Annotated in this window: 18 protein-coding genes; 6 read left to right on the plus strand and 12 right to left on the minus strand. The window is 60.8% G+C overall.

The window, feature by feature from the left end:
* Positions 1-6 precede the first annotated feature (6 nt).
* Positions 7-1,509, plus strand: a complete 1,503-nt coding sequence (locus tag EGJ27_RS00825) for a tripartite tricarboxylate transporter permease (protein ID WP_125828766.1) — start codon at positions 7-9, stop codon at positions 1,507-1,509.
* 57 nt (positions 1,510-1,566) lie between these two features.
* Here the strand turns inward: EGJ27_RS00825 and EGJ27_RS00830 are convergent, their stop codons facing one another.
* The 5 genes from EGJ27_RS00830 to EGJ27_RS00845 form a co-directional block, all read right to left on the minus strand.
* Positions 1,567-2,544 (minus strand): ABC transporter substrate-binding protein, encoded by a 978-nt coding sequence (locus EGJ27_RS00830; RefSeq protein WP_125828768.1) that lies wholly within the window; start codon positions 2,542-2,544, stop codon positions 1,567-1,569.
* A gap of 152 nt (positions 2,545-2,696) precedes the next feature.
* The gene (locus EGJ27_RS00835; protein ID WP_125828770.1) at positions 2,697-5,159 is read right to left on the minus strand and encodes a TonB-dependent siderophore receptor; all 2,463 of its coding nucleotides are present in this window, start codon (positions 5,157-5,159) and stop codon (positions 2,697-2,699) included.
* Between the two features lie 96 nt (positions 5,160-5,255).
* Complete coding sequence (locus tag EGJ27_RS24745) at positions 5,256-5,402, minus strand: hypothetical protein (RefSeq protein WP_158619308.1); 147 nt, start codon at positions 5,400-5,402, stop codon at positions 5,256-5,258.
* Positions 5,403-5,501: 99 nt separating this feature from the next.
* Positions 5,502-7,085 carry a rhodanese-related sulfurtransferase gene (locus EGJ27_RS00840; RefSeq protein WP_125828772.1) on the minus strand — a complete coding sequence of 528 codons (1,584 nt, stop codon included), beginning with the start codon at positions 7,083-7,085 and terminating at the stop codon, positions 5,502-5,504.
* Entirely contained in the window at positions 7,082-7,690 is a 609-nt protein-coding gene (locus tag EGJ27_RS00845) for a cysteine dioxygenase (protein WP_125828774.1), read from the minus strand. Before EGJ27_RS00845 ends, EGJ27_RS00840 begins: the two co-directional genes overlap by 4 nt.
* Before the next feature lie 219 nt (positions 7,691-7,909).
* On the opposite strand from EGJ27_RS00845, the gene EGJ27_RS00850 reads away from it, so the two are divergent.
* Positions 7,910-8,815: a LysR family transcriptional regulator gene (locus EGJ27_RS00850; RefSeq protein ID WP_125828776.1), complete on the plus strand. Its 906-nt coding sequence runs from the start codon at positions 7,910-7,912 to the stop codon at positions 8,813-8,815.
* Positions 8,816-8,869: 54 nt separating this feature from the next.
* Here EGJ27_RS00850 and EGJ27_RS00855 read toward each other — a convergent pair whose 3' ends face one another.
* Entirely contained in the window at positions 8,870-9,958 is a 1,089-nt protein-coding gene (locus tag EGJ27_RS00855) for an LLM class flavin-dependent oxidoreductase (RefSeq protein WP_125828778.1), read from the minus strand.
* 378 nt (positions 9,959-10,336) lie between these two features.
* On the opposite strand from EGJ27_RS00855, the gene EGJ27_RS00860 reads away from it, so the two are divergent.
* Together EGJ27_RS00860 and EGJ27_RS00865 are read left to right on the plus strand one after the other, a co-directional pair.
* Positions 10,337-11,197, plus strand: a complete 861-nt coding sequence (locus EGJ27_RS00860; protein ID WP_125828780.1) for an ABC transporter permease — start codon at positions 10,337-10,339, stop codon at positions 11,195-11,197.
* A 1-nt stretch (position 11,198) separates the two neighbouring features.
* Positions 11,199-11,978, plus strand: a complete 780-nt coding sequence (locus EGJ27_RS00865; RefSeq protein WP_125828782.1) for an ABC transporter ATP-binding protein — start codon at positions 11,199-11,201, stop codon at positions 11,976-11,978.
* A gap of 132 nt (positions 11,979-12,110) precedes the next feature.
* Here the strand turns inward: EGJ27_RS00865 and EGJ27_RS00870 are convergent, their stop codons facing one another.
* Positions 12,111-13,085: an aliphatic sulfonate ABC transporter substrate-binding protein gene (locus EGJ27_RS00870; protein WP_125828783.1), complete on the minus strand. Its 975-nt coding sequence runs from the start codon at positions 13,083-13,085 to the stop codon at positions 12,111-12,113.
* A gap of 149 nt (positions 13,086-13,234) precedes the next feature.
* Positions 13,235-15,361 (minus strand): TonB-dependent receptor, encoded by a 2,127-nt coding sequence (locus EGJ27_RS00875; RefSeq protein WP_125828786.1) that lies wholly within the window; start codon positions 15,359-15,361, stop codon positions 13,235-13,237.
* A 220-nt stretch (positions 15,362-15,581) separates the two neighbouring features.
* On the opposite strand from EGJ27_RS00875, the gene EGJ27_RS00880 reads away from it, so the two are divergent.
* Together EGJ27_RS00880 and EGJ27_RS00885 are read left to right on the plus strand one after the other, a co-directional pair.
* Positions 15,582-15,899 carry a hypothetical protein gene (locus EGJ27_RS00880; protein WP_125828788.1) on the plus strand — a complete coding sequence of 106 codons (318 nt, stop codon included), beginning with the start codon at positions 15,582-15,584 and terminating at the stop codon, positions 15,897-15,899.
* A gap of 108 nt (positions 15,900-16,007) precedes the next feature.
* Complete coding sequence (locus EGJ27_RS00885) at positions 16,008-17,537, plus strand: GNAT family N-acetyltransferase (protein ID WP_158619310.1); 1,530 nt, start codon at positions 16,008-16,010, stop codon at positions 17,535-17,537.
* Between the two features lie 251 nt (positions 17,538-17,788).
* Here EGJ27_RS00885 and tauD read toward each other — a convergent pair whose 3' ends face one another.
* From tauD to tauA, 4 genes are read right to left on the minus strand one after another with little or no spacing between them, the layout of a single operon-like run.
* Positions 17,789-18,622: a taurine dioxygenase gene (gene tauD, locus EGJ27_RS00890; RefSeq protein ID WP_125828791.1), complete on the minus strand. Its 834-nt coding sequence runs from the start codon at positions 18,620-18,622 to the stop codon at positions 17,789-17,791.
* Positions 18,623-18,635: 13 nt separating this feature from the next.
* Positions 18,636-19,475: a taurine ABC transporter permease TauC gene (gene tauC / locus EGJ27_RS00895; RefSeq protein ID WP_256672605.1), complete on the minus strand. Its 840-nt coding sequence runs from the start codon at positions 19,473-19,475 to the stop codon at positions 18,636-18,638.
* Positions 19,472-20,266: a taurine ABC transporter ATP-binding subunit gene (gene tauB, locus EGJ27_RS00900; protein WP_125828793.1), complete on the minus strand. Its 795-nt coding sequence runs from the start codon at positions 20,264-20,266 to the stop codon at positions 19,472-19,474. The genes tauC and tauB overlap by 4 nt, the downstream gene beginning before the upstream one ends.
* Positions 20,267-20,287: 21 nt before the next feature.
* Complete coding sequence (gene tauA, locus EGJ27_RS00905) at positions 20,288-21,271, minus strand: taurine ABC transporter substrate-binding protein (protein ID WP_125828795.1); 984 nt, start codon at positions 21,269-21,271, stop codon at positions 20,288-20,290.
* Positions 21,272-21,441: the final 170 nt, after the last annotated feature.

Here is a 21,441-nt window from a genome sequence, read left to right on the forward strand (position 1 = left end):
TACTTCATGGATTTGCTCACTCATCTGGCGCTGGGTTTTTCTACCGCTCTGACGCTGGATAACCTGCTTTACGCCTTCATCGGCTGCCTGCTGGGCACATTGATCGGTGTGCTGCCGGGCCTGGGGCCTGTGGCGACCATCGCCATGTTGCTGCCGGCGACCTATTCCCTTGAACCGACCAGCGCGCTGATCATGCTGGCCGGCATCTATTACGGCGCCCAGTATGGTGGCTCGACCACGGCCATTCTGGTCAACCTGCCGGGAGAGTCCTCGTCCGTGGTGACGACTCTGGATGGGCACCAGATGGCGCGCAAGGGCAAAGCTGGTCTGGCGCTGGCGACGGCTGCGCTCGGGTCTTTCTTTGCCGGCACGGTGGGCACTTTGCTGTTGGCCGCGTTTGCCGGCCCGCTGACCGAAGTGGCCATGGATTTCGGCCCGGCCGATTACTTCTCGCTGATGGTCTTCGGCTTGATCGGCGCGGTAGTGCTGGCCACCGGATCGGTCTATCAAGCCGTCGGCATGATTCTGGTCGGGCTGCTGCTGGGCATGGTCGGCACCGACGTGAATTCAGGTGTCGCGCGCTATACGTTCGGTCAGTTGGAGCTGGTCGATGGGCTGAACTTCGTATGCCTGGCGATGGGCCTGTTCGGAGTCGCGGAAATCGTGCGCAACCTGGAAGACAAGGAAGTCCGTCAGGCGGTCACCCAAGGGCTCGATCAGCTCTGGCCGAGCAAGGACGACTTCCGGCGGATGGTGGCGCCGGTGCTCAGGGGCACGGCGCTGGGTGCGTTTCTTGGCATATTGCCGGGCGGCGGCGCGGCATTGGCATCGTTTTCATCCTATGCCCTGGAGAAGAAGGTTTCGCCCCATCCGGAAACCTTCGGCCATGGCGCGCTGGAAGGTGTGGCGGGGCCTGAGTCGGCCAACAATGCGGCGGCCCAGACCTCGTTCGTGCCGTTGCTGACGCTGGGCATTCCGTCCAATGCGGTCATGGCCATGATGATCGGCGCCATGCTGATTCACAATATTCAGCCCGGCCCTATGGTCATCAGCCAGAACCCGGATCTGTTCTGGGGGCTGATCGTCTCGATGTGGATCGGCAACCTGATGCTGTTGGCCCTGAACCTGCCGATGCTCGGCCTGTGGGTGAAGCTGCTCAAAGTGCCTTATCGCCTGATGTATCCGGCGATTCTGGTGTTTTGCGCGATCGGCGTGTTCTCGGTGCAGAACTCGATTTTCGATCTCTGGCAGATGCTGGTGTTCGGTATTGCCGGTTACCTGTTCGGCAAGCTGCGGCTGGGCCCGGCACCGTTGTTGCTGGGGTTCGTGCTGGGGCCGTTGATGGAAGAAAACCTGCGTCGTGCGCTGTTGATTTCCCGTGGCCAGTTTTCCGTGTTCATCGAGCGGCCCATCTCCCTGGCGCTGCTGTGCGCAACCGCTGCGCTGATCTTCCTGATGGTGCTTCCCGTGCTGCGGCGTAAACGTGCGGTGGCGTTCGAGGCCGAGTAAGACGCTGATTGAGCGAGCAGCGTCAGGCGCTGTTCGCTCGTTCAAGTTCTGCGTCAGTTAGCGGGATGCCTGGCTGAGCTGGGCGCGCCTGGCATTGAAGCTCTCATCGAAGCCCTGCGAGACGTCGATGCGCTTGGTGAGAATCCCTTCTTCCTTATAGATGTCGGCGGTGGTCTGCAGGCCGCTGATGACCTCGTCGTCGATCTGCACCGGTTCCATGTGCGTGCCCTTGGCGACTGCAATATGCACCTCCAGCGGCAGGCCGGTGACCTTGGCCTGGGCGGCGGCGTATTCCTCGGGGTGCGCGTTGGTCCAGCGGTAGGCGCGATCCACTCTGGCGATGAAGTCTTCCAGTTGCTGGCGCTTGCCGCTGATGGCCTTGCTGGTGGCGGCCAGGTAAAGATGATTGGTCAGCAAGTTCTCGCCGCTGGCCAGCACCTTGGCCTGACTCTGCGTGGTGGAGATGGTGGTGTACGGGTCCCAGGTCGACCAGGCGTCGGCGCTTCCGTTGTCCAGCAGAATGCGCGATTCGCTCGGCAGCAGGTAGATGAACTTCACATCCGAAGTGGTCAGGCCGGCGCTGCGCAAGGCTTTGATCGCCAGGAAATGGCCGATGGAGCCGCGGGTGGTAACGATGCGTTTGCCCTTGAGGTCGGCGGCGCTGTTCAGCGGCGAATCCTTGGGTGCCAGCAGTGCCGTCGTGTAGCGCCCTTCGGCATGTACGATACTCACGACCTTGATCGGCGCACCGGCTCCCAAAGCGAACACATACGGCGCATCGCCCAGCGCACCGATATCTACCGCTCCGGCATTCAACGCTTCACCCAGCGGCGCGGCGGCCGGGAACTCGGAGAACTGGATATCGTAGGGCACGTCTTTCAGCTCGCCCGATACGCTGAGCAGGACCTTGATCGACGATTTCTGATTGGCCACCCGCAACGGCTCAAGATCGGCGGCCTGGGCGACGGCGCCCAGACCCAGAGAAAGTACGGCGCCCAACAACAGGCGTTTGAAGGGCAGTCGGTGAGTCGGCATGGTGAAATCCTTTTATCGTGATGACGTGAACAGCAGTATCCAAAGCTATTCCTATAAAAACCGACTGTGAAAGTCTTTATAGCTATAAGTTAATTATGAAAAAAACTGATTGAAGCGATGACTGATTATCAAGTTGGTGCATCCATTTCTATTCAGAAGTTGTACGCCAGGCGGGTGTAGTAATAGGCACCGCCGAACCCGAACGGCGAGAACTGGCCGTACTTGTAGCCACCGGCCCAGTCCTGAATGCCGTTCTTGTCCGGGTAGACGTCGAACAGGTTGTTGGCGCCCAGTGCCACGGTCAGGTGCTCGGTGAGGTCATAGGCGGCGTCCACGTCTGTGATCCACTTGGCGCTGAACTTGCGGTCGTTGACCGGGTTGTTGTCGCCTTCGACGTAGCTGCCGAAGCGGGTCAGCGCCACGTTTACGTTGTAATCGCTGACCCTCCAGTTGGCGCCCAGGATCAGCTTCGATTGCGGGGTGGCGACGGTCAGGTCTTTTTGCAGGCGCCGGTCGAACAATTGATAGCCTGCGCCCAGGCCGCTCAGTGCCGGCGGGGTGGCGTGGAGTTTTTCGATTCTGGTCTGGTTCCAGTTGTAGGCCAGGCTCCAGCGGACCTGACCGTACTCGTCCAGTTGCTGGCGATACTCGTTGATGATGTCGACGCCGCGCGTCCGGGTATCCACGGCGTTGGTGTAGTACTGGGCGTAGAGATCCGGTGACAAACCGTTGGCCGCCAGCACTTCAGACACCGCAGGTCCGCCCAGCAGACTGGTAGACACGATGCGGTCGCGGATGCCTATCTGATACAGATCGGTGGTCAGCCGATAGTTGGGCGTCGGCTCGTAGGTAAAGCCGACGCTGTAGTTGAGGGATATTTCCGGCTTGAGCTTTTCCGCACCCAGGGCCTGCGCCTCGGCGGTGTCCACCGGCAGCACCTTGACCGGCACCGACACCTGCTGGCCGTTGACCACGCCGCCAGAGGTGAAGGTCGACGAGGCGTAAATCGTCTGGGCCAGCGATGGCGCCCGAAACCCGTTGTTGATCGTGCCGCGCAGGGCGAAGGCGTCGGTGATTGTGTAGCGGGTCGAGAATTTACCGCTCCAGGTGCTGCCGATGTCCTGCGTGTAGCGCTCGTAACGAGCGGCCGCGCCGACGTACCAGTGATCGGTCAGGTCCAGGCCCAGATCGACATAACCGGCGACGTTGCTGCGGCTGATCTGGCCGGCATCCGCAGGGCTGGTGCCGTTATAGGAGGCAAGGCCGGGAAGCGGCGTTCTGCCTGCAAAGGGTCCGCCGGGAATCACGTAGGTGCCGGGCGTATAGGACGCGTAGTCGCCCGGCTCGATCTGATATTTCTCCCACCGATATTCGACACCGACGGCGGTTTGCAGCGGGTTCTTGAGGCCGATGTCGAAGCCGCGGTTGAAGTCCAGGTTGTTGGTCCACTGATCGAACTGCTGCGAGGCGAGATGAAACGAGGTCGGGCTGGTCGGTCCCCATGAAGGGTTGAGGGTATTGCTGGCATTGAGTGTCGAGTCGTCCTGGCCCCAGGTTGAACTGGCATCGTAGTTCCAGCCTCCGACTTCGCCCTTGAAGCCGCCCGCGATCTGAAAGTCCTTGGTGCGATTGCGGCGCTGGGCGTGAATGCCATCGGGGTAGGGCGTGTTGGGGTCGCCGGCCAGGGAGTTGATTTCGTTGGGTCGGTAGTTGCCGGTGACTTTGGTGGTTTCCATGTAGCTGGCGGTGGAAAAGGAATAGAAGGTCAGGTCGTCATGGATGGGCAGTTCCAGGTTGTAGCTGGCGTTGCTGACCTTTTCACGACCCAGCCCGTAACTGGGATTCCAGCCGTGGCGGTCAACGGTCTGGTCACGGCTGTCGGGGAAGCCGGGCGACGAATACAGGTTGCCGGTGGCGCTGCCGGTGCGGTCGAAGGGTTCCTGGCCTTTGAGGTCCAGTGACAGATTGGCGAAGCCGTCGTTGGGCAGGGGCAGGCCGTAATTGACGGTTTGATGGACTGTGTCGCCGTCACCACTGCCGTAGCGTCCGAACGAGGTCTCGGCGCTGCCGCCAGAGTCGTTTTCCTTGAGGATGATATTGATTACTCCGGCGATGGCATCGGAGCCGTATTGCGCCGACGCGCCGTCACGCAGCACCTCGATATGATCGATGGCGGAAACCGGAATCAGGTCGAGGTTGACCGGCACCGCCGCCGTGCCGATGCGCGCCAGGTTGTTGATCAGCGCGGTGTTGTGCCGCCGCTTGCCGTTGACCAGCACCAGCACCTGGTCGCCCGACAACCCGCGCATGGTCACGCCGCGAACCGACCAGGAGGTGCCGCCGCCGTTGATGGCCGGCAGATTGAACGATGGCAGCAGGCGGGCCAGCAGTTCCTTGAGCCCGACCTTGCCGCTGGCCTGTAGCTGCTCGGCGCTGATCACATCGATGGGCGAAGGGCTGTCGGTCACGGTGCGCGGCTGGCTGCCGCGATTTCCGGTGACCACTACGGTGTTCAGGGTCTGGTCCGGATCGGCGGTTTCCGCATGGGCCTGGATGCTGGCGGCCAGCAGGCTGAGGGCGGCGACGGCGTAGGAATTGTATTTGACTGAGCTCATGACGCGACTTCCTGAAAGATTGCAGGCACAGGCAAACCCTTCGCGACGGGGCGCGAAATGCGAGGTTTGCTGAAAGTTGTGTGTTGGCGAAGCGAATCAGGCCGGGTGGGCGCGTTTCACTTGAGCCGTGAGGTCGTTATGAGCGTTCAGCAGACGTTGCAGGCGATACCGTTCGATGCCAATGGCAGATTTCAGATAGATGATGTGCAGGGGATACAGGACGTATTGCAGGAGTGTCGACATGGTGGGTTTCCTCTCGCGTGTGGGTTCAGCCTCCGCCTGGAGAGGGGTCGGTTGGTCAGTGGATGCGCCCTGTACTTTTGCCACACAGGGCGCGATGAGTCAGATCACGTAAAAACCATGGGTGCCGTCCCGGGCCAGTTGCTCCACCAGGCCGAACTCCCAGTCCAGGTAGGCCTGCATGGCTTCGCGAGGGGCATCGGTGCCTTCATAAGGTCGGCGATAGCGGTCGATACGCGGTGAGGCCAGATGGCTTTCACCGTCTTTCAGCGGCAGTTGCGCCGCGATCCAGCTGGCGGTGCCGCCCTTGAGCAGGAACACCGGCTTGTCGGTCAGGGCTTGGACTTCAGCAACCGCCAAGCGCGCTAACTGACTGCTGCCGCAGGTCAGCACATAGCGTTGCGCGGCAGGAACGCGGGCAACGGCGTCGCGCAACTGGGCACGCAAGACCCAATGGGCTCCGGGAATGTGGCGCTTGACGTAGTTGGCGCTGGTGGTGAAGTCCAGCACTGCGCTATCCCCCTGTTTCAACCAGTCGGCCAACGTCTGGGGGCTGATCTCTTCGGCCTGGAGAGGTGTCGGCACCGGTGCCTGCCAGGCGCCTTTCTCGCTGAAGTGTGAAGGCTCGACGTCGTCCAGCACGTACACCTCCCAACCCAGTTGCGCGAGCCACGAGGCTGACATGTTGGCGCGCACACCGTCATCATCCACCAACACCAGGCGCGCGCCGCGCACACTGGCGAAATGATCGGTTTCCTGCACCAACTGGCCGCCGGGCGTCGAACGGGCAGCGGGCAGGTGGCCGGCCTCGAATTCTTCAGGGGTACGTACATCGAACAGGTAAGTGGTGCGGGTGGTTTCCTGCTGCCAGCCTTGCAGATTGGCCAGGGTGGCACGGCCCACGCGCGCCCTGTCGGCGACGCCGCGAGCATCACGGCTGGCGATCTGGCGATTGATTTCTCCGGTCGCGGCAAACCGGCGTGCCTGGTCGTGGTGCAACTTCTGACCGGCCAGGGTCCAGCCGATGGTGCCGTTGCGCAACGCCGACACCGGGTTGGCGATTCCGGAATTGATCAACGACTGGGTGCCGATGATGCTGCGTGTGCGACCTGCGCAGTTGACGATGATGCGAGTGGCCGGATCGGGCGCCAGTTCACGGGCGCGCAACACCAGTTCCGCGCCGGGCACGCTGATGCTGGTGGGGATGCTCATGGTCTGGTACTCGTCGAAACGCCGCGCGTCGAGCACCACGACGTCGGCGTGGCTGTCGAGCAGCGCCTGGACTTCGTCGGCGGCCAGGGAAGGGGTGTGGCGTTCACTCTCCACCAGCTCGCCGAACGCCTTGCTCGGCACATTGACGTCGATGAACAGCTCGCCACCGGCATCGCGCCAACCTTGCAGGCCGCCTTCCAGCAAGCCGACGTTGACGTAACCCAGCTCATGGAAGCGCTGCACGGCGATGCTCGCCAGGCCTTCACCGTCGTCGTAGACGGTTACGGCTGTCTCGAGTCGGGGAATACGTGAATACACCTCAAGCTCCAGTTTCGAGAGCGGAATGTTGGCCGCAAACAGCGGATGGCCCTGCGCAAAAGGCGCTTCTTCACGCACATCCACCAGCGCCACCTCTTCATGGTTCAGCAGAGCCTGGCGGATCTCGGCGAAGGAGCGAGTCGGTTCGTTGCTCATAAGGCTTGGCTCTCTTTAGACAGGTCCCAGATGTTGGGGAGAAAGGCGTTGGAATAGCCGGAAATAAACAGTTTTTCGCTGCCGTCGGCCTGGTAGACCGCGCGGCGCACGGCACCGATATTGGCGCCGTAGACATGAATGCTGATGGAAACCTGGTCGTCGAACGCGTTGCTGACTTGATGAATGTCGCCGACTGTGGGCGATACTGCCTCGACCTGACCGGGCTGCAATTGCACCGGGCTGCCGCCGGCGATCAGGGCACCGTCCGCTGCACGTTTGAAACCCTGTGCGTTTTCCTTGCCACGCAACATGCCGATCAAGCCCCAGACGCGATGGTCGTGGATCGGCGTACTCTGCCCTGGGCCCCAGACGAAACTGACCACGCTGAAACGCTGCCGTGAATCGGCATGCAGGAGATATTGCTGGTAACGCTGCGGGTCCGGGCGGGCGCATTCGTCCGGCAACCAGTCGTCGTGGCGGACCAGCCGGGCCAGCAGTTCGCTGCCCTGGCGCAACAGATCGTCTTCCCGAGGCGCGCTGTCGATGAGTTCCGCCAGCGCGCCGATGAATGCTCTGAGTCTCTCCGGATGTGGGGCGTTGGTCATGGTGTGTCCGTTTTGCGAGGGTCATGTTTGTCACGGTATTTAAGCATAATGATTTCAGTTAATATGCTATCTATTAATGATTAGCTTATAGCTCAAAAGCATTTAAAGCTGACGTTGACAGGCTTTATTGTTATCAGTCGCGGAGTGTGCTGTTCGGCCCGCAGCAATGAATCTATGCTTTTTGAACATCTTATCGACTGCTATCTATGTGCGGACCAAATGAAAATTGATGATATCGATGCCTTCGTTGAGGTGATTCGCTGCCAGTCCATCAGCCATGCCGCCGAGTCGCTGCAACTGACTCAGCCGGCCATCACGCGACGAGTGCAGAACTTCGAACAGGCGCTGGGCGTGGAATTGTTCGACCGCAACACCAAGCCGCTGCGCCCGACCCTGATCGGCACGCGGGTGTATGAACAGTGCCGTCTGATCCTGCGGGAAATGGATGCGCTGCGTGAACTGGTGGCCACCGACGCTCCGCCCACCGGCGTGCTGCGCCTGGGCGTTCCGCAAACCATCGGCGATGTGGTGCTGCTCGATGCCCTCAAGCAATTGCGCGTCGGATACCCGGAACTGCGCGCTCAGGTCGCGACAGGTTGGGGCAGCCAGTTGGTGGGCAATATAGAGCGCGGGGAACTGGACGCAGCCGCAGCGCTGTTCCCGGCGGGCAAGATCTTCCCGGACAACATCGTCGGTGAGTCCATCGGCAAGATGGAACTGTTGGTGGTATGTGCCAGGGAGCAGATGCCCAAGCGGCCGTGCAAGCTGGCCGATGTCTACCACAATGGCTGGGTTTTGAATCCGGACGGCTGCGGCTTCCGGGCCGGACTGCAGCGCGCGTTGTCGGAACAGGGGCTGGGCATGCGGGTCAATCTGGAAACGTTCGGCACCGAACTCCAACTAGGGCTGGTGGCCGAGGGCGTCGGCCTGGGGCTGGTGCCGCGCCCGTTGCTGGAGCGCAGCATCCATTTCGAACAGCTGGCGGTGGTGCCGCTCAAGGATTTCAAGCCGGTCATGGACCTGTGGCTGATCTACCCACGCTTTCTCGGCAATATGCAGGCCCCGGTGGATGCATTCGGCCGGCTGGTGGCCGCCTCGCTGCAAAAGGTCGGGCGCGCCGCCTAGCGCGTTCGAAAAAGGGGTTTGCCGCCAGGCCACCCCTTTACCGCGCTGGCCGGCTCAGGCGACTTTTCCCGCCGCCTGCCGCTCGCGTTCCGCCACCAGTTTTCGAGTCAAGGGGATCAGGCGCTTGCCGTAGTCGATGGCATCGTCCAGCGGGTCAAAGCCACGGATCAGGAAGGTGGTGATGCCCAGGTCGTAATAGTCGAGCAGCGCTTCGGCGACCTGCTCTGGCGTTCCAACCAGTGACGTTGAATTGCCTTGCGCACCCAGCAAGCCCGCGATGCCGGTCCACAGTCGCTTGTCCAGACGTGAACCTTGCGCAGCGGCGGCGAGCAGACGGCGCGATCCTTCATTGGGCGGTTCGCGCCGCACAAAGCCATTGCCCTCGGCCAGTGCCGTGGCCTGTTGCAGGATACGCTCGGCACGCTCCCAGGCCTGGGCTTCGGTGTCGGCCAGAATCGGTCGCAGCGACAGGCTGAAACGCACGCGGCGACCGTGCCTGGCGGCTTCGGCCCGCACGCGGTTCACCACATCCCGCACTTGCTCGTAGGTCTCGCCCCACAGCGCGTAGACATCGGCATGCTTGCCTGCCACTTCGATGGCGGCTTGCGACGAGCCGCCGAAGTACAGCGGAATGTGAGGCTGTTGCAGGGACTTCACGGCCGAATGCGCGCCCTCGACCTGGTAATACTTGCCCTGATAATCGAAGGGCTTTTCGCTGGTCCATTCCTGGCGCACGACATCAAGGTATTCATCAGTGCGCGCGTAACGCTCGTCCTTGGAGAGATAACTGCCATCGGCCCGCAATTCGCGATCATCGCCGCCGGTAATGATGTGCACGGCAGTGCGCCCGCCGTTGAAAATGTCCAGAGTGGTGAACTGGCGAGCGGCCAGCGTCGGAGCGGCGAAGCCAGGACGGTGGGCGATCAGGAACTTGAGCTTTTTGGTCACGCCGGCAGCATGCGAGGCAATCAGCGTGCTGTCCGGACTGTTGGAGTGGAAGGCAATCAGGGCCCGGTCGAACCCGGCTTCTTCATGGGCGTGGGCGACTTTCTCAACGTAATCGGGTTGCAGGACCGGGCCGCTGCGTGGGTGGATTTCCGAAGCGTGATGGCCGCCAATGTAGCCGATGAATTCAATGCTCATGGAAGAGTTCCTTGTCGTTGTCTGGACGGGATGAAAGCCTCCACCTGGCAGGGGGTCGGTCTGAGCTGTCCAAAGTAGGCGCAGCGGAAGTCGGTGTGAAATGCCGATTCATTCTATGGTTATTATCAAATAAATGAATTATCCCGATTTATATGTATTCATTCTGTGCATTTCTCGTGAGGCCTGTCAGGGATTTCAGTGTCGGCCGAAGCCATAAGATTATGCAAATCACTGATCTGAAATAGGATATTACTGATCATTTATCATATTAGTTTATGCCCAAATAGAATTTCACTGGGTTTTTTTATGCGAATAGCATGAAGGCGCAGTTCATCGATGGCGCTTTCAGCCATCGTCTGTTTGAGGAAGGAAGCCTGAATGAGCGAAAAGTCTCTCGACAACGCCAGCCTTGCAGGCACGTTTTCCATCGATAAACCCGCACGTCCCGCTGGCGGTTCGGCAGCGCGGCGTAACGGGCGCATCCCCGACGCTGTCCTGCGCTTGCTCAGCCCGGTAGCCCTGTTGTTACTGTGGGAACTGGCCTCGCAAGGCGGCCTGATTCCGCAGCGTGTGATAGCAGCGCCTTCGCAGATTGGCGGCACGTTGTGGGCCATGATCATTTCCGGCGAACTGGGCACGCACCTCTGGGTGTCGTTGCAGCGAGCGCTGGTCGGGTTGGGCATCGGTGTCGGTATCGGCGTGGTCGCGGCGCTGATCACTGGCTTATCCAAGCGCGGTGAGGTGATCCTCGATTCGCCGATGCAAATGCTGCGCACCATTCCCTCGCTGGCACTGGTGCCCTTGTTCATCCTCTGGTTCGGCATCGGCGAGTTCACCAAGATCGCCCTGATCGTGACCGGCACGACCTTTCCCGTGTACCTCAACCTGTTCGCCGGCATTCGCAATATCGATCCCAAGCTGATCGAGGCGGCCAATACCCTGGGGCTGAATCGCCGCGAGCTTATCTGGCACGTGATTCTGCCCGGCGCCATGCCTTCGTTCTTCGTCGGGCTGCGCTATTCCCTGGGGATTTCCTGGCTGGCGCTGGTGTTCGTCGAGCAGATCAACACCACCGCCGGGATCGGCTTTCTGGCCAGTGACGCCCGGGACTTCATGCGCACCGACGTGATCGTTATCTGCCTGCTGATCTACAGCGTTCTGGGTTTGCTGATCGACGGACTGATCCGCACCCTGGAGCGTTTCGCTCTGGCCTGGCGCCCATCCTTTGTGAGGAATTGATATGTCGACCATCAATGTTGCCGAAGCGCCCAATCCCGTGCAGCTGCGCAATGTGGTCCGCCAGTTCGGCGAGCAGCGCGTCATCGACGGCCTGGATCTGGACATCGCGCCGGGGGAGTTTGTCGCGTTGCTGGGCGCCAGCGGTTCGGGCAAGACCACTCTGCTGCGCAGCCTGGCCGGGCTCGACAGCATTGACAGCGGGCAACTGCAAGTACCTGTGGCGCGGGCGGCCGTGTTTCAGGAGCCGCGGTTGATGCCGTGGAAGCGCGCCTGGAAGAACGTGATCCTGGGTTTGCGCATTCCCGATGCCAAGGCGCGTGCAGTGCAAGCCTTGACCGAAGTGGGGCTGGCCCATCGGCTCGATGCCTATCCGGCCACGCTGTCCGGTGGCGAAGCGCAGCGCGTGGCCCTGGCTCGCGGTCTGGTACGCGAGCCCAAGTTGTTGCTGCTCGATGAGCCTTTCGCGGCCCTCGACGCATTGACCCGCATCCGCATGCATCGGCTGATCATCGAGTTATGGCGTAAACACGCGCCGGCGGTGCTGCTGGTGACCCACGATGTGGACGAAGCGATCCTGCTTGCCGACCGGGTCATTGTCCTGGCCAACGGCAAGGTTGCCGAACAGCTGTCGATCGATCTGCCCCGCACCCGGGACACCGGTCAGCAAGGGTTCCAGCAGATCCGCGCACGCCTGCTCGAATTGCTTGGGGTTGAAGTGGAGGGCGGCGCGCAGGTTCCGGCGGTTGAGCCGAACGTGGTGCGACGCGTCGCCAATGGTTGAAGGCGTGCTGTGATCGACGGGGCTGGCGGCGATGGCTCGATGGTCGCCAGCAAGACGGATCGCCGCCCCGGTGGCTTGTGCAGCGCGTCGTACTGGATCTGCGGGATGTGGCCTGCTTGCGAACGCTAAGGGTCAGGGTTGCCAGATTTCGACGTCTTTGGCATCCACGGCTCTGGGCAACAGGCCTGCTGCAAAGAAGGCATCGGCAATTTTCTGTTGTTCGCCCAGCTCGTCGCCCTTGACCAGCTGTATCTGGTAGCTGCGGTGGGCATTGGCGCTTTCCACGGTGGCTACATCCAGGTTGCCCCACAATGGCCCCAGCACTTTGGCCGCTTCAGTCGGGTGGCTTTTCACCCAGGCACCTGCCTTGCCCAACTGTTCGTAAATCAGCTTGAGCACTTCAGGGTTCGCCTTGGCGTAGGTGGTGCTGGTCAGGTAGTAGCGCTTGTAACTCGCAAGCCCGGTGCCGTCGGCCAGGGTGCGGGTCGGCAACTGACGCTGCACGCCGGTGAGAAAAGGTTCCCAGGTAACCCAGGCGTCGACCTTGTTGTTCTCGAAGGCCGCCCGGGCATCGGCAGGAGACAGATAAGCAGGCTCGATATCGTTAAACGCCAGGCCGCCTTTGTGCAGCGCCGCGATCAGCAGGTAGTGCGACCCGGCTGCCTTGGTAACGGCAATTTTCTTGCCCTTCAGATCCGACAATTGCTGCAACGGCGAATCCTTGCGCACCACTATAGCCTGGGCGGATGGCGAGGCCGCCTCCTGTGCAAAGTAGGTCAGCCTGGCCTGCGCCGCCTGGGCAAAGATGGGTACCGTATCGGCGACGTCAGCGCTGATATCGACATTGCCGACGTTCAAGGCTTCCAGCAAAGGCAGGCCACTGGCAAATTCATGCCAGCTGACATCGATGTTCGACTGCGCCAGTGCCTTTTCCAGCGTCCCCTGGGTTTTCAAAAGTGTGATCAGGGTCGAGGATTTCTGGTAGCCGATGCGTACCGTTTCCCGAGCCTGGGCCGTCAGAGCGAACGAGAAGGTCAGGGCGACAGCCAGGCCGGCCAACGCCGTGCGACGTAGCGTGGCGGTCGGGATTGCAAAATGTCTGGGCATGGCACGCTCACTGTCTGGCGAAAGGAAGGGGATTCACCGACGATCTTAATGATCTAAAAAACAATCCCTAAATAATTAATAGGAATGAGCTTAGTGCCCTTGCGTCAAACGTTTCGTACAGGTGCTGCGTACTGCGAGTGCGGCCGTTTCTAGAAGTAATAACGCACCGACGCACCAAACTGCGATGCCGGTTGGGGCGAAACCAGCAAGCCGGTACTGGTGCCATAGGCGACTTCACTGCCATAGCGATGGGGTTGGAAAATGCCATACATCGACACTTGATAGCGGTCGTAGTCGTAGGTCGCTTTCAGGTCGTAGCGGGTGTACAGCGGCATTTCCCTTTCACGGGTTTGCGGGGTACCTGTGTAGTACGCAATACCGTCCAGATGGTAGGCGTCCAGGTTCAGGGTCAGTTGTCCCGCGCCCAGTTGATCCTTGTATTGTGCACCGACCTTGTAGGTATGCTCCGGCACCGACAGTTTTGAGCCGGTGTTGACCGGTGGATTATTGACTTCGGCTTTGAGCAGACGACCGTAACTGGCGTAAACGCTGTATTGCTGATTCAGGCGGTAGCTGACATCCAGATCCAAGCCCTTGCGCGTGGTGTCGCCGACTTGTTCATACACCTGCGGCGCTGTCTGGACGATTTCATCTTCGTTGAGGGTGTAGAACAGCGTCGCCGATGCGCTCAGATCATCGGTCGGCCGCACCGTGAAGCCCGCATCGTATGAACGGACTTTGGTTGCGCCGATGTCACCATTCACCGCGCCGCCCGAGCCACCCAGCGGCACGGCGCTGGATGAGCCGGAACTGATCTGCTCGGCGGCCGGGGAGCGGTAGCCCTGGGCGACGTTGGCAAACACATCGAGGCTGGGCAGCGGACTCCAGACAATGCCGTATTTGGGGGTGGTAACCGAACGGCTGTAGTGAGTCGTAGCCGCAGGATATTTGATGTTCTCGATGTCGTAATCGAAGCGGTCGTAACGAATGCCGGCCAGCAACTTGACGCTGTCGATGATTCGATACTGCCCTTGGGCGAATACGCCGTAAGTCAGCAGATCCATGTCGAAAGCGTTGATGTAGTTCTGGGTCGGCGCTTTGTCGCGGTACTGCTGGCGCAGCGCATCGCCGTTGTCCCGCCGCATATCGGCGCCGACGAACAATGCCGCCGTGTCGCCGAACACAAGGTTATTGGCGATCCGCCCGCCGAAAATCGTGCGGTCGTCCTTGCCGACGGTGTGCAACGTGGCGCTGGTGGCGATTGCGCGGGTGCGCTCGAAATCTTCGGCGTAGAACGTCCCGTAAAGTCCCGCTTCCCCTTCGGCCGGCGCCCTGTTGAACACCAGAGATGTGCGTTTCGCGTCGCCAAACCCAGGGTTATTGAACTGCGTGGCGCGTCGGCTCAGGCCCGCTTCCATGGCCGGCAGCGACAGGTAGCCCGCACCGGCTGACTCCGACCGGTAATGGTTGAGTCGCACGCTGTAGCGGGCGTCGTCATGCACAGTGGACAGCTTCCAGAACAGGTTTTCCCGTTCGGTACGCGTGGCGTTACGGTAGCCGTCGGTACGGTACACATCGGCAACCAGCAGCGATTCGACGCCCTGGGCTTCACCGCTCAAGACCAGGTTGCTGCGGCGGCCTTTGAAACTGGAAATATCCAGGCCGATGCTGGACTGAACGTCCCGGGCATTGGCCGTCTGGATATCGACGGCGCCGGCACGGTTCTGGTCGCCGTAGAGCGCAGAAATCGGCCCCTTGACCACGTTCAGATGGCCGATCATTTCCGGCGTCAACCACTCCAGAAACACCGGGCCATGGCCAGCACCGCCCTGGCTGGACGGCATGTTCTGCGGCACACCGTCGACATAAACGGCAGTGTCCGCGCCATGGGTGCCTTGAGTGGCAAAGCCACGCATACGAAAGCCGTTTCCGGTGTCGCCCTGATCGATGTTGTTGGCAACCACGCCAGGCACACGCCGGAAGATATTGGAGATATCACGGCCCACGTTGATGGTGCTGATTTGCTCGGCATCGACGGTGGTGACTGACGCCGGCAGCGCGGTCGGATCGGTGCTCACGACCGAACGCTTGTCAGGTGTCGTGCGGCCTGAGCGCTGGCCGGAAACCTCCACCGCAGACAGTTCCACCGGCGCCTTCTGCTCAGGCACCTGACCATAAAGTCCGCCGGAGGCGCTTAGTCCGCTGACGCATAGTGCGTAGGGCAGCAGACGGTTTTTCACCAGGGATTGCGGCGGGCGAAGCGCAGGAAGGGGCATGGTCGGACCTGATATGGATGTTATAGTATAACAATAAGCTTATATCCAAGGGCCGCTGTGTTCACAGCGTTTTTTTGAAAAGGTAGGTTTTCTTTCGCTCGCACGGAGAGCTGAAACGCCTGGAGGCCGCGTCATGCGCAACCCAGAGCTATCGTAGAACCGGTATCAATGGCATCGATATTCATGACGCCACCGCCGTTTTTGCCAGCCCGGAAAAGTAATGCAACCTGCTGTCGTCACCGCTCACAGCGCCGCAGTCATCGACTCGAAATTCGCTTCGCCCTTCGACCGCACATCGTCGGGCACCGTGATCGTTGCCGAGAACCGCAAGGAGTCCGGTTTGGCTATCAGCGTTTTCGATCCTGGCCTTGATGCCAGCGCACCTAAGAAGCCCGGCAAATGCTGGGCTTTGTTGTTTGAGCCGGGCTGCACTCTGCGTAAAGTTGAAGTGTTGCGGCTGCAACAACACTTCAGCAAATCGACATTATTCCTGCACGGAGCAGAGCGGTGTCCGCTGATTTCATCAGTAAACCGATGAACAGCGGCATGTAATCCGTACGGCATGAACTGTGCTAGACGTGTGTGCGGCAGCCTTCATGATTCCTCCTCTGTACGAATACTCCCCGTAAACAGGAAGCCCTACTCCATGACGGAAACCTCCCACACTTCAGCTCTGGCGTTCAGGCCTGTCGATCTGGAAATGCACCTTGATGTCTGCGTACGGTTCGGCATCGATGCGAACGTTTGCGCCTTCGGCTCGGCAGAGCGTTTTCACGCGAGCGACGGCAAAGGTGCAGACCGTTATGTCATTTGGCTCAAGCAGAAGGCCAATGATCTTCCGGGCTGCGTGGTGCACGTCTGGCGCGATGAAAAAATCATTGGCCAGATCGAAATGGGTCGGGTGGCGACTAACCCGACAGTGGGTTACGTAAACCTGTTCTATCTGGTCCCCAGCGCGCGCGGGCAGGGATTGGGTGTGTTGCTGGAAGCCTACGCCTGGGCATTTCTGAGTGGGCAGGGGTGTCAATCGTTGAGGCTGTCCGCGAGCCCGAGCAATCTTTCTGCGTGGCGTTTCTATGAGCGTGCAGGGTGGAAGGATCAGGGGGCTCGTGAAGATGTTCCGGACGTCAATCTGCTGCATAAGGGTCGCGCTGATCATCCGGACGAATTGCCCGTGGTCATCAACCCCGATGATTACCTTGAAACCGAGTTCGGCCGGGAGTTCACGCCTGAGCGCAATCGTCAGGCGTGGGAGCTTGCTTATGCGCGCTTGCGGAGTGAGCTGTCGACTGCGCGGCCTGGCACTCATGTGTATGTGGTGATGGGTGTGCAAGGTGCGGGGAAGTCGCGATGGGTGTCCGAGAACTACGGCAGGCTGGGCAGCCGGGCAATCGTGTTCGACGCGGCATTGCCTGCGAGGCGTCATCGGGAACAGTTGCTGGCTATTGTCCGGGAGTACGATTTTCCGGTCATTGGCATCTTTATCAAGGCGCCGCTTGCGTTGGCGCTCTCTCGTAATGCACGGCGCAGCGCTGACAAGCGAGTGCCGGAGGATGCATTGAATAGCGTATTTGGCTTGCTGGAGCTGCCTGCTGAGAGCGAAGGGTTTGCCTGGGTGCAGACGGTTCAGCAGCAACCGATATTCCCCACAGCTTTGGAAACCGCTCGGGTAAAGCTGGTTGCTCCCGATGTGGCGCTGGCTGAAAAACTGGCGGATGCACTGAACGCCAGCTTTGAGCTGCACAGTGATTTTCTCGGCTGGAGCAAACCTCACTGGAGCCTGGAGGACAGCCACGAGACGCTTCGGCGTGCGACACAGGATTTCGCGGCCGACGCCGGCGAGAAGAAATACTTTCTCCTGCAACAGGGCGAAAACCCGGCACTGGTCGGCTGTATCGGACTCAGGCCGTTGCTCGATGAAGCGGGGAGTATCGGAATCGGTTATTGGGCGAATCAGGCCCACGCCAACACCGGTCTGATGAAAGAAACGCTGAATGCGCTGGTATCGGAGCTGGCAGGACAGCCACTTCGCCTCACCGTGTCGTCGGCGAACATTGCAAGCCAGCGACTGGCCGAATCGGCAGGGTTTGAGTGCCTGGAAGTGATCAAGGGTGATCGCGTTTCAGCGAAGTTCGGGGTGTGCGACACGCTGGTGTACCACCGGGCTGCGGAATGAGCACGCAGGTGGTGTGACTGTTTCAACGTTTACAAAACCGCTTCCGCCAGCAAGCTGGCTCCCACAGGATTTGCTGCGGTCATTGATAGGTGGGACGGTGCTGTATACAGCGCTGCGGTAGGACATGAATGACCGCTATCGTCAGCGCACTGAAAGTTTGTGGGAGCCAGCTTGCTGGCGATCTGGCGCGAAGCGGCAGTGATGTTTGACCGCTTGGCTCCCTGCTGGCTCCAGCAAGGATCATGGCGACTTCAAACCGGCACATCCCCCAACACCGTCGCGCGATGCATGATGCGCCGTTGCGGGCGGTAGTCGTCGATGGCGAAGTGCTGAGTCACGCGATTGTCCCAGAAGGCCACGTCGTCCTTTTCCCACTGCCAGCGCACGGTGAACTGCGGTTGGGTGGAATGGCTGAACAGCAGGCGCAGAATTGCGTCGCTTTCCGCAGCTGACAGTTCGTTGATGCGGGTGGTGAAGCCTTCGTTGACGAATAGCGATTTGCGCTCGGTGGCTGGATGCGTGCGGATCACCGGGTGGCTTTGCGGAGGATTGCGGCGTTTGGCCTGGTCGTAGCGTTGCAGGTCTTCGGCCGTGGCGCTGAATCGTTCGATCGGGAATGACTTGGTGATGTCGTGGGTGGCGGTCAGCCCGTCCAGCAAGCGTTTGAGCGGTTCGGAAAGCGCGTCGTAGGCCGCCGAGCTGCTGGCCCACAGCGTGTCGCCGCCGTAGCTCGGCACGTGGCGAGCGCTGAGGATCGCGGCCATGGCCGGGGCCGGCAGGAAGGTCACGTCGGTGTGCCACAGCGCGTTGTCGCGAACGTCGGTGACCGCCGTGTCCAGCACCAGTATCTCGGGTTGCTGCGCCACGTTGGGGTAGATCGGGTGAATATGCAGGTCGCCGAAGTACGAGGCCAGGCGCGCATGTTCCTGAGGGCTGAGCGGTTGGTCGCGAAAGAACAGCACCTGGTATTGCAGCAGCGCTTGTTCCAGTTCGTCACGCTGGCGTGCGTCGAGCGGGGCGGACAGGTCGATGCCGCTGACGCGTGCGCCCAGTGCCGGGCTGACGGGTGTGATGTGCAGGCTCATGGGAAATCTCGTATCAGTGGCTCTGGCCGTGCCAGGGAACCAGTTTTCGTTGCAGTGCGCGCAGGCCCATTTCCATGCTGAACGCGATCAGGGCAATCACGAAAATGCCCAGCACCACCACGTCGGTGACCAGAAACTGCGCGGCAGACTGGACCATGAAACCCAGGCCGCTGGTGGCTGCGATCAATTCCGCAGCGACCAGGGTCGACCAGCCGACGCCAAGGCCGATGCGTACACCGGTCAGGATGTCGGGCAGGGCGCTGGGCAGGATGACGTGGCGGATCAGTTGCCCGCGTGTCGCGCCAAGCGACTGTGCCGCTCGCAGTTTCGTCGGGTCGACCGTGCGCACGCCGGTGGCCGTGGCGATGGCAATTGGGGCGAAAATAGCCAGGTAAATCAGCAGCACTTTGGACAGCTCGCCGATGCCGCACCAGATCACGATCAGTGGCAGATAGGCCAGCGGTGGAATAGGGCGGTAGAACTCGATGAGCGGGTCGAGAATGCCTCGGGCGATGCGGTTATGGCCGATGGCGATGCCTACCGGAATGGCCGTCAGCACCGCACCCACCAGCGCCAGGCCGATTCGCTGAAGGCTGGCGGCCAGGTGCTCCCAGAGGGTCGATTCCATATAGCCCTGGGTGGCCAGCAGCCAGGCTTTTTGCAGCACGGCCGAAGGTGGCGGCAGGAACAATGGCTCGATCCACTCGACGGCGGTCACCGCCCACCAGAGTGTCAGCAGCGCCAGGAACGTCAGGATGCTGATCAGTCGGGTGCTGAGGGCATGGCGTGGCGCCGCAACAGATACTGCCTCAGTGCGGATAAGGTCAGGCTGGGTTATTTCGACGCTGCTCATGCCCGTTCCTCGCGCGCAGTCGCGCTTCGTTGGGAGAACACCCGCTGCAACACATGCTCGCGGGTTTCAATGAAGTGCGGGTCGGACTTGATTGCCCGGGCCGGTTCTCCGGCGGCATAACGCTTGCCGAAATCCAGATGCAGATGCTCGTCGATCCGGCCGGGCGAGGGCGCTAGCAGAATCAGGTCGGAGGCCAGAAATACCGCCTCTTCGATGTCATGGGTGATCAGGAAAATCGGCTTGTGGGTGCGTTGCCATATCTGCAACAACAGCTCCTGCATCTGCTCTCGGGTAAAGGCATCCAGCGCGCCGAAGGGCTCATCCATCAGCAGCAACCGAGGATCGGCCGCCAACGCACGAGCCAGGCCGACACGCTGCTTTTGCCCACCCGACAACTGCCAGATATGCCGTTGCTCAAAACCGGCAAGGTCCACCAGTTCGAGCAGGGCGCGGGCCCGGGCTTCGCGTACCGGGCGTGGCTGGCCCGCCAGTTCAAGACCGAATCCGACGTTGGCCAGCACGTTTTGCCAAGGCAGCAACGCGTCGTCCTGAAACACCACGCCGCGATCTGCTCCGGGCCCGTTGACCGCAACGCCATCCAGGGTGATGCGCCCGCTGACCGGGGGCACGAACCCGGCGATCAGGTTCAACAAACTGGTCTTGCCGCTCCCGGAAGGCCCGAGGGCCACCAGCAATTGCTCAGGCCCCAGAGTCAGGGAAATGTCCGCCAGCACCGGCTCAGGCGCGCCGGGGTAATGGGCGGTGATCCGGTCGAGTTTTAGCTGGGCCATGTCGGCTCCCCGGTGCAGAAATCAGTTGGCGATGAACTTGTCGCTGACGTAGGCGCTGTAGTCGGGAAGCACGCTTTCGACCTTGCCCTGTTCCTTGAGAAAGCCCGCAGTGGCGGCGATATCCTTGGCCGTGCCGGCCTGCAACAAGGTCGAACTCTGCTGCGCCTTGGCATCCGGGTAATCAGAGCCTGCCAGCAGATCCGGCACATCGGCGACATTGGAGCCGGTGAGCCTGGCGATCTTCTTCACCTGGTCCGATTCGACGGTCCAGCTGCTTTTGTTGGCGGCGTAATCGGCGTATGCATTGAGCGTGACCTTGGCGAATTTGGCGATCACTTCAGGATGCTTCTCGGCGTAATCCTTGCGTGCTACCCAGACTTCGAAAGTCGGCGCGCCCCATTGGCCGACTTCGGCGGCATCGGTGAGGGTCTTGCCGCTTTTGCGGATTTCGCCAAGGGCTGGCGACCACACGAAGGCGCCATCGATATCTCCGCGTTTCCAGGCGGCGGCGATTTCCGCCGGTTGCAGGTTGACCACCTTGACCTTGCCTTCCAGGCCCCAATGCTTCAGTGCGCCCAGCAAGCTGTAGTGGGAGGTTGAAACGAATGGGGTGGCGATGGTTTTGCCGACCAGGTCCTGTGGGTTTTCGATTCCGGAGCCATTACGCACCACCAGTGCTTCAGCAGACTTGATCTGCGCCGAGACGATGAACGCCACGATAGGCAGCTTGCGCGACGCGGCGGCGGCAAGCGGGCTGGAGCCCAGGTTACCGATCTGCACATCGCCGGAGGCAATCGCGGTTACCACTTCCGGGCCGCTGTTGAAACGCCGCCAGTCGATTTTCTCGCCGATGGCCTGTTCATAGGCGCCATCGGCCTGGGCCACCTTGCTCGGATCGATGCCGGTCTGATAGCCGACGGTCAGCGAAGCCGCCTGAGCAGTGAAGGCCGATACAGTGAGCGCCAACGCCGAGAGCAGCGGGTAAACGAAGGTTCTTTTAGCCATGTCGGATTCTTCTTGGATTAGGGATGACGGCGCGGACGACGCTCGCGGTTAAGGAGCGAATGATTTTCACGTTATAAAAAACAGCTTTCCAATATCTTTGTGGAATTAGCTTAGAGGGGAAAAGACCATGGGCGCCTTTTGCGCAGGTGGCTGGAAAATCCTCTATGTCA

The sequence above is a fragment of the Pseudomonas sp. v388 genome (assembly GCF_003935425.1).
GTDB lineage: Bacteria > Pseudomonadota > Gammaproteobacteria > Pseudomonadales > Pseudomonadaceae > Aquipseudomonas.